Genomic DNA, 15,177 nt, shown 5'->3' with positions numbered 1-15,177 from the left:
GAATCACACACACGTGATCTTCCACCACAGATAAATAGGCAAGGTGTTTGCGCAATTGTTACAAAATGAAAAGAGTATTATTTATCATGGTTTTTTCTGTAATAAGCCTAACTGTTGGTGCTCAAAGCATTTACAGAACGGCTTGTAATGGAAATTTGGCCAGATTAGATAGTTTGCTTACAAACACCTCGATTGACATCAAGGATAGTCGGGGGAGATCCCTAATGCATTGGACAGTGGCCTGTAAGAAAAAAGAAGTGTTTGATTACCTCATTAAAAAAGGTATAAACTTGAATCCGGAAGACAATCAGAAAAAAACACCAATTCACGTTACTGTTCAATTCGAAAACGAAAAATACTTTGACCTTCTTGTCAAATTGCAACCCAATACTCATTGGGTGGATAAATATGGAACTTCACTCTTAGAAATGGCTGTACTTAATAAAAGTAAGGTGTTTGTAAGGAAACTCATCGAACTAGGAGTAGATGTAAACAATAAAAATGAAAGAGGAAGCACTCCTTTGGAAATATCTAACAGAATCAATGCCAATGAAATTTATGCTTTACTCCTATCCTTAGGAGCAGATGAAAGTAAAATTCGAACTTTTACAATGTATGGAAAGTACATGGGGCAACAACCTCCTGGTACAACTCCAAAATTATTTGCTCCCAATTTTATTTCTACCGAAGAGCAAGAATTTGGCTCGGTCTTTAACTCAAGTGGCACTGAATTTTATTATGCCGTAGATGTAAATGGAAAAAATGAAATCAGGTATTCCAAAATGATTGGAAATCAATGGAGCACGCCCCAGACTATTCTTTCACACGAACGATATGGCTATAATGATCCTTTTCTTTCGAATGATGAAAATAGATTATACTTTATCTCCAAAAGAGCTTTAGATGGTATAGGAGACCTTAAAGATGTTGATATTTGGTATGTGGAAAGAGTTGAAGGTGGATGGTCCCAACCTATTAATGCAGGACCAAATATTAATACAGATGGAAATGAATATTACATTTCATTTACAAATAATGGAACCATGTATTTTTCATCCAATGGACATCCTCGTGAAGATGTCAAAAGAACAGACCACGATATATACTACTCAAAGCTTGTTGATAAGGAATTTCAAAGGCCTGTGTCGCTCGATGACGCCGTAAATACAGAAAATTATGAGGCCGACGTTTTTGTTTCTCCAGATGAGTCTTATATTATTTTTTGTTCTACTCGCGAAAATGGTTTTGGAAGGGGTGATTTATACATAAGCTTTAAGAACTCTGATAACACATGGACTACAGCCATTAATATGGGTCGGGAAATAAATACAAAACATTATGAATATTGTCCCTATATAACCAAAGATGGAAAATATTTATTTTATACGAGTAATCAAGACATTTATTGGGTAAGCACAAAAATTTTGAATGAAATAAAAGAAAAAAATAAATAACAACGTGTATGGTTCATTCCCTTTTCTGGTTACCACAAAACAGTATACATAAACTCGACATTAAATGAAAATATTAACGAAAGGAAAATATTACGGAAACCAAAAATCTGAGGTATCCTTTAATGGAGTTTTGTTGTCACAATATACCTATACAGCAGAGAGAACAGATTGGCATTACCACGAAAATCCCTATTTCATGTATGTATTAGGTGGTAACATGAAGGATTGCAACACAAAAGTGAAAACACTTTGTCCTCCGGGAAGTTTAATGTTCAACAATTGGCAAGAACCGCACTACGGGTCTAAACATTCTGATAATGCAGGTGGATTTCATCTCGAGTTTGAAAAATCATGGTTAGAAAAGAATGAAATTGCATTAAACCTGCTAGAAGGAAGCCAACTCATTCAAAACCCACAAATACACTTTCTTTTTGCAAAGTTGTATAACGAATTTATTCTTACTGATAATTATAGCGAAGTATCTGTAGAAGTTTTGTTACTTCAAATCTGTGAAAAACTAGCGGGTATAAAAGAAATCAATTCGAGAAACATTCCTACTTGGATTCATGGACTGAAAGAATTGCTTCATTATGATACGACCAACCTTAGTCTTAAATATTTATCTGATGAACTTAAAATACACCCTGTACACATTTCCAGAGCTGCACCAAAATACCTCTCGATGAGCCTTGGAGAATACATAAGGCAACAAAAAATAAAAAAAGCCATTCCTTTGCTATTCGATTCGACCCTTTCCTTAACCGAAATTACCTATCAATTAGACTTTTCTGATCAAAGTCACTTTAATAAAGTATTTAAATCTTACTTTAATATGAATCCAAGCTTATTCAGAAAACAAATTGGCAAAAACTTATAATGTTAATCTGATACAATTTTTAACAATATCTACCGTCTATTTTTGTGTCGTACAAAATCTCGAAAGCATGTTAAGACATATAACCATTTTAGTAATTTTATCTTTTTCATTTTTAAGCTGCGCACAAAGTGACAAGCAAGATTATCAGGGCGAATGGGTCGGTTTTTTGCCTAATAAAAGCAGTTTCAATTTCAATGTATCTATAGAAAAACTAAAAAATAACAATTATCATTTAACCATAGCCAACGATGAAATCATCATAGATAAAAACTTAGAATCGTCAAGCAAGGATTACATACAATTCAATATTAATGATCAATTGTTTTTTGATTTAAAGTACCGTCAAAATCAACAACAACTTACTGGATTTATTAAAAGCGGAAGGTTCTTTTTTCATGTTAACTTGCAAAACACTGGCGACAATAAATTTATTGGAACCTGGAACCCATTTATGGAGGACAGCGGATTACAGTCAGATGATATTATGCTTTATATAGAAAACACAGAAGATGGTAACTTGATCTCTTATCCTTTTCTGGGAGACCAAAGGTTGAGGGGAATTTGGCCAAGCGGGTTTAAAATGCAAGGAAACACACTCCTATTTCGAGATAGTAATGCAGGGTTTAATTTTCGCGCTAAGCTCTTTGAAAGTAAGATCAATCTTGAAATTTATTTAACCGATGTCTTAATTACAAAAACAAGCTTGACACATACCACAACAGGTTGGGAATATAAAACCGATCCGGTCGATCAATCTCAAAACACAGATACACCAATACAATTAAAAGACGGTTGGATTACAGCGAATATTAATAACTTTAATTTTAAAAAACCTGAATTGATTCGCCTCATACATGATATTAATTCTAAAAAATTAGTTAACACACATAGTGTTCTAATTGCAACAAAAGATACATTGGTATTTGAAACGTATTTTGATGGTTTTAACTACAATATTCCCCATGACTTGCGCTCTGCTTCAAAAAGCATTTCATCTGCTATGATAGGTATTGCAATCGACGACAAAATTATCCAAAGTGTTGACGACAAGCTATATGATTTCTTACCACAAGAATATCAACACACAAAGGATTCATTAAAATCTAAAATAAGCCTCAAGGATTTATTAACAATGAGTTCTGGACTAGATGTAAATAATTTGGCTTCAGAAGACTATTACCAAGATCCAAATACTCCTGAAAGTTGGCTTGAAACCGTATTAAAAGCTCCGATGGTAAAAAAACCGGGTACTTATGCCGACTATGGATCTGCCAACCCTTTTTTACTAGGAGTTTGTTTAAATGAGCGTTTAGAGAAACCATTAGAAATCTACATGCATGAAAAGCTTTTTGCGCCTTTAGGAATTACAAATTACATAAATCAAACAGATGATACCGAGGCTATACCTTATTTTGGAGGAGGGATGCTTCTAACACCTAGAGATTTACTCAAATTTGGACAACTTTATCTTAATAAAGGTAGCTGGAAAGGAAAACGAATTATTTCAGAAAAGTGGATTAAAGAATCCTTCAAAAAATATAGAAAATTACAAGATGCAAGGGATAAAAATGAGTATGGTTACCTATGGTGGCATGACACCTATATTGTTAATAAAAAAAGCTTTACAACTATTGAAGCCAGAGGTGCTGGAGGTCAATTTATTTTTATAATTCCAGAATTAGAATCGGTAGTAGTGATTACTTCGGGAAATTTCAGAAATAGAAAAGGAAATCAACCAAGAACAATTTTGAAAGAATATATACTTCCTGCAATTATAAATTAGAGAAGAGTATATAAATATCTATAAAACCAATCTATATAAAGCATTAGAAAAACGACCAATATTCGAATTAACAAAAAAATTGATTTTTCAACCATCTCATTTTATTTAGATATTTTTTTAGTATGTTTAAATAGTATTTATTAACTAAAATATATTTTAATCATGTTAGAAAACATTTCAAATCTCGGTAAACCTTTAAACAAAACAGAGCAAAACTCCATACGTGGAGGAATTTGGGATTCCCTGGCAGAATGTGAAGCCAATTGCGAGGGAATCTGTGCAATAGGATATTTTGGAAATAGATGGGCTTGCTTTGAATAGCAATCTATTCTTCATTTTTTAAAAGAGACTAAAAGTCTCTTTTTTTTATTATTATTTGTTTGATTTATAGTTTAAGTAAATACAATGAAGAATCCTTTACTAATTATATTATCCTTATGTTTTGTTTACTCTAACGCACAAGAATTTGATTTAGACAAAGTTCTTAAAATTGAAAATCAGAATACGATCGTTATCAAAATTGCCTCATACCTCAATAAAAAATCCCAATATGGAAAAAAAATTGAGAAACTTAATTCTTCGCAAAAAACTTTTCTTATTGTAGAAAACTTGGAACGCGAAATAAATAATGGAGGATTCATTCAATTCTATTTCAATTCGAGTGGAGATTTCAGCCAGGAGACTGTAAAAGCTCTCCTTGAAATAGGAGCAAAAAAAACCGCTCAGATTGTCAAAAAAGCCAATGCAGCATTCAAAAACGGAATTGTTCCAAAAAATAGAATTGAAAGACAAAATGAATTGATTTTAATCGAAAAAAAAGCAAAGAAAAATTGGGACCAATGTGATTCTGAATTTTATCAGTATCACGACAATCTTACTAAATTACTGATCACATATGTAATTAAAAATAAAACTGAATTTAAGAAATAGCATGTATTATATTAATAGCCATTGCAATTTCTTGTAGCGCAATGCTACATTTACAATTTAGTCCTATGAAAAAATCATATCCGAAATGAAATCATAGAATGCCAATTAGTAGTGCTCTTAAGCTTAAAAAGATATTATTATAAAATTAAGAAGTATATATAAAGCTAGTTGTATATTTAAGAAAAAGAATTCATGGTTTTTGACATTAACAAATCGATCGAAATTCTACAAAGAACACCTTTGATACTTGAATCTTTATTACAGGGGATATCAAAAGAATGGGTTGAAAATAATGAAGGAGAAAACACCTGGAGCGCGTATGATATTGTGGGACATCTCATTCATGGCGAAAAAACCGATTGGATTCCAAGAGCAAAAGTAATTCTGTCCAAAGCCGAAAATAAAACCTTTGATCCCTTTGACCGATTTGCTCAAATGAATAAGGATCAAGAAAGAACAATTGAAGAATTATTAAAGGAGTTTAAAGAAATCCGAAGTAAAAATATAGAAGAACTTAAGTCCTTTCAAATCAATGAAACCAAGCTTTCAAAAAAAGGAATTCATCCTGAGTTAGGCGAAGTTAATTTAAAAGAACTTTTATCAACATGGGTCGTTCATGATTTGGGGCATATTTCGCAAATATCCAGAGTAATGGCAAAACAATTTAAATCTGAAGTTGGTCCCTGGTCTGCATACTTGGGTATATTAAAAAAGTAGAAAAATAGATAGTCATCTCACCAAAAATTAACATGGAAAAGAAAATCTTCATCGCTCTTCTAACTTGTTTCGTACTGTACTCGGCTTATACACAAACTGAAAAAGCCAATAATTATGTAGGCCAAAACATTGTTATAAAATCAAAGGTTTTAGGTGAAAAAAGAGAAATTCAAATCTTTTTACCTACTACGTATACAGAGTCCAACAGTAAATACCCCGTACTTTTTGTTCTCCATGGGCAACGATATTTTTTACATGCGGTAAGTTTACAAAAATCATTTGTTGGGTTCAGACAAACCCCCGAATTTATTGTTGTTGGCATTACAAAGACACAATCTGAAAGGAATAGAAATTTTAGTTCCAATTCAAAAAAGTTCTTAAACTTTATAGAACATGAGGTAATAGAATTTGTTGACTCAAACTACCGTGCCTCACAAAAAAGATTACTCTTTGGATGGGCCTATGCAGGAGGTTTTACAGTGCAATCTATGATCAAAGAACCAGACTTGTTTGATGCGTATATTGCAGCCAGTCCTTTCCCTGTTTCTGAAAAAATAGCAGCAATTGACAGTTTACTAACCAAACATCCTGATTTTGACAAGTCACTATATTTCTCTTCCGACCTAAGCGAAGGAGCAGTAGTTGAAGGAACTGTTACTTTAAATAAACTTCTAACAAACAAAGCCCCCAGCTCTATGTCCTGGGAGTATAGGGAACTTAATGGAGAAGAACATAGATCCACACCATATTCCACACTTTATCATGGAATTACCAACTATTTCAGATACTACCCAGAACTACAATTTAGTACCATTGAAGAATTCAAAAATTCTGGTGGTTTAGACTATGTATATGATTACTACAAAAAGCGATCCTCACAATTTGGATTTCCAACCGATTTATCAGATTGGACGATGTTTAGTTTAATCCGAAATGCCATTAGAGCAAACGATTTCAAATATTTTGAGACTTTTATAAATGAATTTCAGAAAACAGGAGTAATAGAAAGATTAAGAGTTAATAGAAGTTGTCTAATCGCTGAATTTTATCTAAAAAATAAGCAATACAATAATGCAATTGAATTGTTTTCCCTTTTAGCAGAAAAACATCCAAATTCTGAAAGACCACTATATGGGTTGAGTGATACCTATAAAGAATTACAACAAAATCAAAAGGCCGAAAAATTTTATGAAAAGGCCAATGCACTCTCCAAAAAGAATTCTAACTGATTTCTCATAAATATTAAATCTATTAGAATATGAAAAAAACGAAAAGAAGATTTCGAATTGGTATTTTTATCAACCCCTTACTTTTATTTTCAATTTTTATTACTTCTTGTAGTGGCCAAGACAAAAAAAATAAACTGCAGAATAATACTTTCAAAAAAGATTCCATTTACACCGACCCTACTAAGAAAAATAATACATCAACATTGCAAGATGATAGAAATCCGCTTCAAAATCTTAATGTGGAAGATCAGATGATGCTTGTTTTGCGTAGAATATTTCAAGATACAAAAGGAAATATTTGGTTTGTAGGTGATAATATTTTGTGCTACAATGGGGATACTCTTGTTGATTTATCTAATCATGATGTATTTCATAAAACTGTTGTAAGACAGATTAAAGAGGACGAACGAGGTAATATTTGGTTTGGCTCTTCAGACGGAATAATCAAGTATGATCCTCTAATTAATCCCAATATTGGTTCTACAAATTTCCTTACAGAACGTACTGGATTTATAAAATTTACCAAAGAGGATGGACTAATTGACAATGATGTTTGGAGCTTGGCGATTGATAACAAAGGAACGCTTTGGGTTGGCACCTTGGAAGGAGTAGATACCTTCGATGGCACTAGCTTCTGCACATTCCCTATCCCCGAATCTGAACCAGACACCTCAAGAGGGGTTACAAGCGCCAAAATTGTTCATAGTATTATACAAGATAGTAAAGGAAATATTTGGTTTGGCACCAACGGAGGTGCCTACATCTATGATCCTTCAAACAAACAAAAAGTCGAAAAAATAACACTAACTCATATTTCTAAAGAAGATGGGCTTTGTGGCAATACGGTTAATGATATATTAGAAGACAGATCCGGTAATATTTGGTTTGCGACACACCATAAGGGGGTTTGCTTTTGGGATGGAACATCATTCACTCATATCACCAATAAAGTATCTATAAAAGGAGGTGAATCATGGAGTTTGTATGAAGATAAATCGGGCACCATTTGGTTTCCTATAGAACATGCTGGCATATATAGCTATGATGGAAAGTCTTTTAACAATTTCTATAAAAAAGATGGGCTTGAATTAAGTACTGTCCATTCAGTCATTGAAGATAATTCAGGAATATTCTGGTTTGGTGGTTTTGGAGGGCTCTATCGCTATGATGGAAAATCTTTTGTAAATGTTACCGTAGATTATTCTTGGAAAAATGGTCGTTAATTAGAGTTTTAAAAGTTTAGATTTTTCTTAAACTGCGAAGGAGTTAATCCTTTTATCTTCTTAAACTTCCTGTTGAAATGTGATAGATTTTTAAATCCGCTTGAATAAGAAACTTCGGCAATTGATATTTCTTGATCTTTAGACAGAAGATTACAACAATTTTCAATTCGAACTTCGGTTAAAAACTGAAAAAAAGTTTTATTAGTACGTTGCCTAAAATACCTACAAAACGCATTGGGTGTCATATTTGCAATTCCAGAAACTTCAGAAAGCGTAATATCTCGATAAAAATTATTCATCACCAATTGAAAAACTTTCGCCATTCTTTGACCTTCATTATCTGAATAATTCTTTTTTGAAACAGAATTAGAAATTGTTTCTCCTCTATTTTGTCCCAGAATTTTCAGAATCTGTAGAAAAATGATTAGCCTATCTAACCTATTTTTCTTCTTATGAATTTCTAAAAAACGTTTCTTTAACTTCTCTTTTTCATAAGTAACCCTAATACCGTATCCCGAACGATTAAAAAAACCAGATAAATTCTCAAATTCAACAAGATTAAAAAATTTTTCCCCAAAGGATTCTCTTGTAAAAAAAACTGATATCATATAAGACATAAGAGACGATGCGCTACTCTTTAATACATGAGGAACATGACTTCCAAAAATTAAAATATCATCAGACCTATAACTGGTAACCGTATCTCCAACTATTAAACTTCCTTCACCAGAAACGATCCAGGAAATCTGAATCTCTTCATGCTGATGAAAAGCATCATAAAATGTTGCACCCTTATCTTCTTGAACAATAAGGGTGTCTGCAGTTGATTTTGGTATTTTAAAAGGTAATGCTTTCATAATATTACATCAATATTAATCAATAAATTAATAATTACCTTTATTTAAGGTAATATAGTATCATAATTAGGTAATTTATAAATAATTCTCCCTTGTTATTCCCGATATCTTTGACCAAAACATTAATTATGGCAATACAATGGAAGGGTGTAATGCCCGCAGTAACAACAAAATTTACAGATCAGGATACATTAGATCTGAAAATGTTTGAGGTTAATATAAAAGCTCAATTAGAAGCAGGGGTTCATGGGATAATTTTAGGAGGTACATTAGGAGAAGCAAGTACACTTACCGATGATGAAAAAAGTATTCTAATTTCGACTACCATCGATATTGTTAAAGGTAGAGTTCCCGTAATTATGAATATTGCCGAACAAACCACCAAAGGAGCTATTAAAGCGGCAGATAAAGCAAAAAAAGATGGTGCCAATGGACTTATGATGCTTCCGCCCATGCGATATAAAGCAGGACAAAAAGAAACTACTACTTACTTTAAGGAAGTTGCAAAAAGTACAGATTTACCAATAATGATATACAACAACCCCATTGATTACAAAATTGAAGTCACTTTAGATATGTTTGAAGAACTTTTAGAACTCGATAACATTCAAGCAGTAAAAGAATCGACCAGAGATATATCAAATGTAACCCGAATCAAAAACAGATTTGGTAATCGATTAAAAATTCTTAGCGGTGTAGACACATTAGCCCTGGAAAGTTTACTTATGGGTGCCAATGGCTGGGTGGCAGGATTGGTCGATGCATTTCCTGCTGAAACTGTTGCCATTTATGAACTACAAAAAGCTGGAAAAATCAAAGAAGCACTAAACATTTATCGATGGTTTTTACCATTGCTAGAATTGGATATTAATCCTAAATTAGTACAGAATATTAAACTAGCCGAAGTGGCTACAGGTATTGGTACTGAAAATGTGAGGCCACCAAGATTACCTCTAGAAGGTGAAGAGCGTAAAAGAGTCTTGGAAATTATCGAAAACGGCATAAAAACCCGTCCTTCTTTACCCAATTATAAAGCATTACATTGATTATTTATCATCGTATTAAACTAATAGCACATAAAACATGATCACTGGTAAAAACCATATAGGAAATCGACTTTCTGCCAAGGGAAAGAAAACATACAAGACCTTTAATCCAAAACTGAATCTTGAAAACGAGCCTTTGTTTTATGAAGCATCTCGCGAAGAAATAGAAGAAGCTGTTGATCTTGCTTCAGAAGCTTTTAAAGCATACAGAAAAGTTTCTGGAAAACAAAAGGCCGAATTCCTGAATACTATAGCCGATGAAATTCTGGCTCTGGACGATGTGCTCATAGAAACCTATATTTCCGAAACAGGATTACCCAATGGGCGCGCCAAAGGAGAACGAGGCAGAACCATTGGACAACTAAGAGCATTTGCCGATCTGGTAGCCGAAGGTTCCTGGGTGGATGCTACCATAGATACTGCAGATCCAGATAGAACACCTATCCCTAAACAAGATATTCGTAAAATGTTGATTCCGTTAGGTCCTGTGGTAGTTTTTGGAGCTAGCAACTTTCCACTGGCTTATTCTACCGCCGGAGGAGACACAGCTGCTGCACTTGCTGCGGGATGCCCTGTAATCGTAAAATCGCATCCTATGCATGCTGGTACCGGGGAATTAGTAGCATCGGCTATACAAAGAGCCATACAAAAAACAGGAATGCCAGGCGGTGTTTTTTCTAACCTCAACAGTGCCGGGATTGAGGTAGGGGTGCAGTTAGTACAGCATGAAAAAATTAAAGCTGTAGGCTTTACAGGAAGTATTCGTGGCGGAAGAGCTTTATTTGATTTGGCAGCAAAAAGACCCGAACCTATACCCGTATTTGCAGAAATGGGAAGCATCAACCCTGTTATCCTTTTACCAAAAGCTACCAAAAGTAAAGGAACAGAACTTGCAAAAACATATGCCAATTCTATTACTTTAGGAACGGGGCAATTTTGTACTAATCCAGGCCTGATTTTAGGAATAAAAGGAAGAGATCTGGATAGTTTTATTACTACACTTTCACAAGAAATTATAAAAATCGAGCCATCATGTATGCTCCACCCAAATATCGTTGGGAATTATGAGCAAAATAAAACAGCTGCTTTACAACAGAATGGTCTTGATGTTACTGCAGAGTATCAAGGCGACCTAGCAGTAAATTATGCTAGGCAAACAGTCACCAAAGTAGAGGGTCAAACATTTTTAAAAAATACGACTTTACATCAAGAAGTTTTTGGCCCTTTTTCCATGGTTGTACAATGTGATAATGTGCAACAATTGGAAGAAATCATATCAAATCTTGATGGACAACTTACAGGAACTCTTCTTTCAGAGGGTGACGAGGCATCAGCCTATAATTCTTTGATCGAAACCTTAAAAAATAGGGTTGGAAGAATTATTTTTAATGGAGTGCCTACTGGAGTAGAAGTTTGCCCTTCTATGCTTCATGGTGGCCCGTACCCCGCTTCTACCGACAGTCGATTTACTGCAGTGGGTATTCATTCAATTAAGCGATGGGTACGGCCTTTTAGTTATCAAAGCTGGCCAAATAATCTTCTTCCCGACGAGCTGAAAAACGAAAATCCATTGGATATTTCAAGATTGGTTAACGGGAAACAAACTTTAGAATCTTGGTAAAATGAGCAGAACCATCTTTAAATGTATCGATGCACACACCTGCGGAAACCCGGTTAGAGTCATAACTACAGGACACCCAGCTCTAAAAGGCAATTCAATGAGCGAAAAACGGCAACATTTTATCAAAGAATTCGACTGGATCAGAACGGGGCTAATGTTCGAACCACGAGGACATGATATGATGAGTGGAAGTTTTTTGTTCGAACCTGGCGATCCTAATAATGATGTTGCCATATTATTTATAGAAACCTCTGGATGTTTGCCCATGTGCGGTCATGGCACCATTGGGACCATTACAATTGCTATCGAAGAAAAACTTATTAATCCAAAAATCCCAGGTAAGGTTCGAATGGAAACTCCTGCAGGTTTGGTAGAAATTGAGTATCATCAAACAGATAAAAAGGTAGATTGGGTGAGGCTTAAAAATGTTACTTCTTATCTTGCAGAAGAAGGATTAACTATTGATTGTCCAGAATTAGGAGAACTTTTTTTTGATGTGGCTTACGGAGGTAATTTTTATGCCATCATTGATCCTCAAAAAAACTTTAATGGTATTCAAGAGTTTACCGCTGGTCAATTGATTCAATATTCTCAAGTTTTACGACAAAGAATTAATAACAAATACTCTGATCTTTTTATTCATCCAGAAAATGAAACCATACGAGATGTAAGCCATATTTTATGGACAGGAAATCCTATCGGTCAAGATTCTTCTGGGAGAAATGCTGTTTTTTACGGAGATAAAGCTATAGACCGATCTCCATGCGGAACAGGTACCTCTGCAAGAATGGCGCAATTATACACAAAAAATAAATTGAAAAAAGGAGAAGATTTTATTCATGAAAGTTTTATTGGCAGTACCTTTATAGGAAGAGTTGAAGAAGAGACCGAGCTAGCCGGTAAAAAGGCCATCATTCCTAGCATTCAGGGATGGGCAAAAATATATGGTTACAATACCATTATTATTGATGACGAAGATGATCCATATGCTCATGGGTTTCAGGTAATATAATTAGTATAATAACAAATTGTTTATTCATTAATTCTCTAAATAATTGAAAAAGGTTATTGTCATAGGCGGTGGAATTATAGGACTTTGCTCTGCATACTACTTACAAAAAGAAGGGCACCAAGTAACAGTGATTGATCAATCTAATATGGATTTTGGTGCTTCATATGTAAATGCAGGGTACTTGGCCCCTAGTCATATTATTCCTCTAGCGGCTCCTGGAGTAATGAAAAAAGGTATTCAATGGATGTTTAACTCTTCCAGTCCTTTATTTATAAAACCTCGTCTTTCTTCAGACTTTTTAAAATGGGTATGGGCCTTTAGTAAATCATGTTCGATAAAAAACGTTACTCGAGGTATTCCTGCCATCAAAGATATCGCGATAATGGGCCAGGATCTATATTCAGAAATTAAAAAAACAGAAAACTTCAGTTTTCAATTGGAAAAAAAAGGGTTGTTGATGATCTGTCAAACTCAAAAAATGCTTGAAGAAGAAATTCAAGTTGCAGAAATTGCTAAAAAAGAAGGGTTGGATGTAAAAGAAATTTCCTTTTCTGAGCTAAAAAAAATGCAGCCTGAAGTTGATTTAAATGCTAAAGGAGCCATTTTATATAAATGTGATGCTCATACAACGCCGCGTACCTTTATGGAAGAAATGATCTCCTACTTGGAATCATCTGGTGTGATTATTCACAAAAATGAAGAGATTCATAATTTTAACGCTAAAGAAGGAAAAATCATTTCAATTAGTAATGCTTCACGTACATATATAGCGGATGAATTTGTCCTCGCAACGGGATCGTGGTCCAAAAAATTGAGCAAAAAATTAGGAGTACAATTACTTCTTGAACCTGGTAAGGGATACAGAATCAATTCTGAAAGAGATCTAGGAATTACCATGCCTGCGATTTTGGCTGAAGCCAAAGTTGCCATAACCCCTATGCACGGTTTTACACGTTTTGCAGGAACCATGGAAATAAATGGTATTGATCACAATATTAATAACGTAAGAGTAGAAGCTATTGCCAAAGCCACGCAACAATACTATCCAAACATAAAACTCACTACCGAAGAAAAAAACAATGCCGCCTGTGGTCTTCGACCTGTATCACCCGACGGATTACCCTATATAGGCAAGTCAAAAAAATGCACTAACCTCACCATTGCTACAGGGCATGCTATGATGGGCTGGAGTATGGGTACATCTACCGGGAAGCTAGTTTCAGAACTAATTTCAGAAAAAAGAACCTCATTAAACCTAGAGGTATTTCATCCCGATAGGAGATTTTAAAGATTTATAAAATTCCTGTTTGACGTTTATAAAAAGCATCTTGTTGCTTTTTCATCATTTCTCGAGCAATTTTCTTTTTATAATCGTATAATTCTTCTTCTTCTGTAAGATCCCCATATACTCGATCATTAATAGCAAAATCGGTTTGTAACACTACTTTTCTTTGGGCCTCTTTTTGTGCTACCCATGTCTTAACTTCACCTTCTACATCTTCCAATTTATAATCATATTCCCCCTTGGGCGACAATAGTTTTGCAAAAATTGGTGAAGTTTCGATAGCCAAAAACAATAAGAAAATGAAAAATGAAGGTAACCATGGCAATTCATTCAATGCATTTACCCGTGCCATTAATCCATCAAAATTATCAATTATAGGTTGAGAATTCTCTACCTGATCCTCATATTCAACCGCGAGTTGTACCTTCTGCGCTTCAAGCGTGGTAATCTTATCTGAATTTGTTTTTTTAAGCTCTATGAGTTCTGTAAGAGCCGCATCATGTTTTTCTCGTTTTTCTTTATATACGGGCCCCTTACCAACAATCTCTGTTCCTTTTCTTCCTTCGGCTTCGGCAATATAAGTTTCATACAGATTATTAACCTCGGTTTCTTTGGTGGTGATCTCTTCTTTTAAAGAGCTAATTTCCTCATCAATTGAAGTTACCAAAGGCGTATACTGAGTAGCTATTTGTTCTTGATTAGCTAACGTAAAATCATTCTTTTGTTCAAGTAATACACGATCAATTTCCTTTTCAAAAATTTTAAGTTCAAGTGGTTTTGAGATCACTATTGCAATAATAATCGCCAAAATAATTCTGGGTGAGGCCTGTAAAAGTTCATCCATGAAGTTCTCTTTCTTTCTAATGGTAGATACAATAAATCTATCCAAATTAAAGATTAAGAATCCCCATATTAGCCCAAAAAATATAGCACTAAAATAATTATCGAATACGGTATACAAGGCATAACCAGCAGCTATAAAAGCCATAACAGCTGTAAAGAATACTGTTGCACCAATACCTACATATTTGTTTTGTTCACCGCCTGAGCAATTTTCTAAAATATCGGCATCAGCTCCAGAGCACAAAATAAAAAAGCGTTTTAACATCATCTAAGGGTTTTTGATTGACAATAGACTTATAA

14 protein-coding genes are annotated in these 15,177 nt (G+C 34.2%); 12 read left to right on the top strand and 2 right to left on the bottom strand.

All coding sequences use genetic code 11. The annotated features are described in order from the left end of the window. The first annotated feature begins 65 nt into the window (after nucleotides 1-65). From U6A24_RS06670 to U6A24_RS06635, 8 genes are all read left to right on the top strand, one after another. Entirely contained in the window at nucleotides 66-1,454 is a 1,389-nt protein-coding gene (locus U6A24_RS06670; RefSeq protein WP_324179167.1) for an ankyrin repeat domain-containing protein, read from the top strand. Nucleotides 1,455-1,518: 64 nt separating this feature from the next. Beyond that, entirely contained in the window at nucleotides 1,519-2,331 is an 813-nt protein-coding gene (locus U6A24_RS06665; RefSeq protein ID WP_324179166.1) for an AraC family transcriptional regulator, read from the top strand. Between the two features lie 67 nt (nucleotides 2,332-2,398). Continuing rightward, the gene (locus tag U6A24_RS06660) at nucleotides 2,399-4,114 is read left to right on the top strand and encodes a serine hydrolase domain-containing protein (protein WP_324179165.1); all 1,716 of its coding nucleotides are present in this window, start codon (nucleotides 2,399-2,401) and stop codon (nucleotides 4,112-4,114) included. A 162-nt stretch (nucleotides 4,115-4,276) separates the two neighbouring features. After that, a complete protein-coding gene (locus U6A24_RS06655; protein WP_324179164.1) occupies nucleotides 4,277-4,435 on the top strand; it encodes a hypothetical protein in 159 nt (52 codons plus the stop codon). Nucleotides 4,436-4,519: 84 nt separating this feature from the next. After that, complete coding sequence (locus tag U6A24_RS06650; protein WP_324179163.1) at nucleotides 4,520-5,044, top strand: DMP19 family protein; 525 nt, start codon at nucleotides 4,520-4,522, stop codon at nucleotides 5,042-5,044. A gap of 192 nt (nucleotides 5,045-5,236) precedes the next feature. Next, nucleotides 5,237-5,761: a DinB family protein gene (locus tag U6A24_RS06645; RefSeq protein WP_324179162.1), complete on the top strand. Its 525-nt coding sequence runs from the start codon at nucleotides 5,237-5,239 to the stop codon at nucleotides 5,759-5,761. Between the two features lie 32 nt (nucleotides 5,762-5,793). Beyond that, nucleotides 5,794-6,990 carry an alpha/beta hydrolase-fold protein gene (locus U6A24_RS06640; protein WP_324179161.1) on the top strand — a complete coding sequence of 399 codons (1,197 nt, stop codon included), beginning with the start codon at nucleotides 5,794-5,796 and terminating at the stop codon, nucleotides 6,988-6,990. 29 nt (nucleotides 6,991-7,019) lie between these two features. Further along, nucleotides 7,020-8,213, top strand: coding sequence for a ligand-binding sensor domain-containing protein (locus tag U6A24_RS06635; protein ID WP_324179160.1), 1,194 nt, complete (start codon nucleotides 7,020-7,022; stop codon nucleotides 8,211-8,213). An 8-nt stretch (nucleotides 8,214-8,221) separates the two neighbouring features. Here the strand turns inward: U6A24_RS06635 and U6A24_RS06630 are convergent, their stop codons facing one another. Then, nucleotides 8,222-9,070 (bottom strand): AraC family transcriptional regulator, encoded by an 849-nt coding sequence (locus tag U6A24_RS06630; RefSeq protein ID WP_324179159.1) that lies wholly within the window; start codon nucleotides 9,068-9,070, stop codon nucleotides 8,222-8,224. A 128-nt stretch (nucleotides 9,071-9,198) separates the two neighbouring features. Between U6A24_RS06630 and U6A24_RS06625 the strand changes: the two genes are divergently transcribed. From U6A24_RS06625 to U6A24_RS06610, 4 genes are read left to right on the top strand one after another with little or no spacing between them, the layout of a single operon-like run. Then, nucleotides 9,199-10,116: a dihydrodipicolinate synthase family protein gene (locus U6A24_RS06625; protein WP_324179158.1), complete on the top strand. Its 918-nt coding sequence runs from the start codon at nucleotides 9,199-9,201 to the stop codon at nucleotides 10,114-10,116. 37 nt (nucleotides 10,117-10,153) lie between these two features. Continuing rightward, nucleotides 10,154-11,737, top strand: coding sequence for an aldehyde dehydrogenase (NADP(+)) (locus U6A24_RS06620; RefSeq protein WP_324179157.1), 1,584 nt, complete (start codon nucleotides 10,154-10,156; stop codon nucleotides 11,735-11,737). A gap of 1 nt (nucleotide 11,738) precedes the next feature. Then, nucleotides 11,739-12,749, top strand: a complete 1,011-nt coding sequence (locus tag U6A24_RS06615) for a 4-hydroxyproline epimerase (RefSeq protein ID WP_324179156.1) — start codon at nucleotides 11,739-11,741, stop codon at nucleotides 12,747-12,749. 43 nt (nucleotides 12,750-12,792) lie between these two features. Further along, nucleotides 12,793-14,037: an NAD(P)/FAD-dependent oxidoreductase gene (locus U6A24_RS06610; protein ID WP_324179155.1), complete on the top strand. Its 1,245-nt coding sequence runs from the start codon at nucleotides 12,793-12,795 to the stop codon at nucleotides 14,035-14,037. A gap of 4 nt (nucleotides 14,038-14,041) precedes the next feature. Here U6A24_RS06610 and U6A24_RS06605 read toward each other — a convergent pair whose 3' ends face one another. Next, nucleotides 14,042-15,142 (bottom strand): DUF4407 domain-containing protein, encoded by a 1,101-nt coding sequence (locus tag U6A24_RS06605; RefSeq protein ID WP_324179154.1) that lies wholly within the window; start codon nucleotides 15,140-15,142, stop codon nucleotides 14,042-14,044. Nucleotides 15,143-15,177 lie beyond the last annotated feature (35 nt).

The organism is Aquimarina gracilis (assembly GCF_035285365.1).
GTDB classification, from domain to species: Bacteria; Bacteroidota; Bacteroidia; order Flavobacteriales; family Flavobacteriaceae; genus Aquimarina; species Aquimarina gracilis.
Note: the sequence above shows the minus strand (reverse complement) of the source record. Positions and strands in the feature narration are given on the sequence as shown.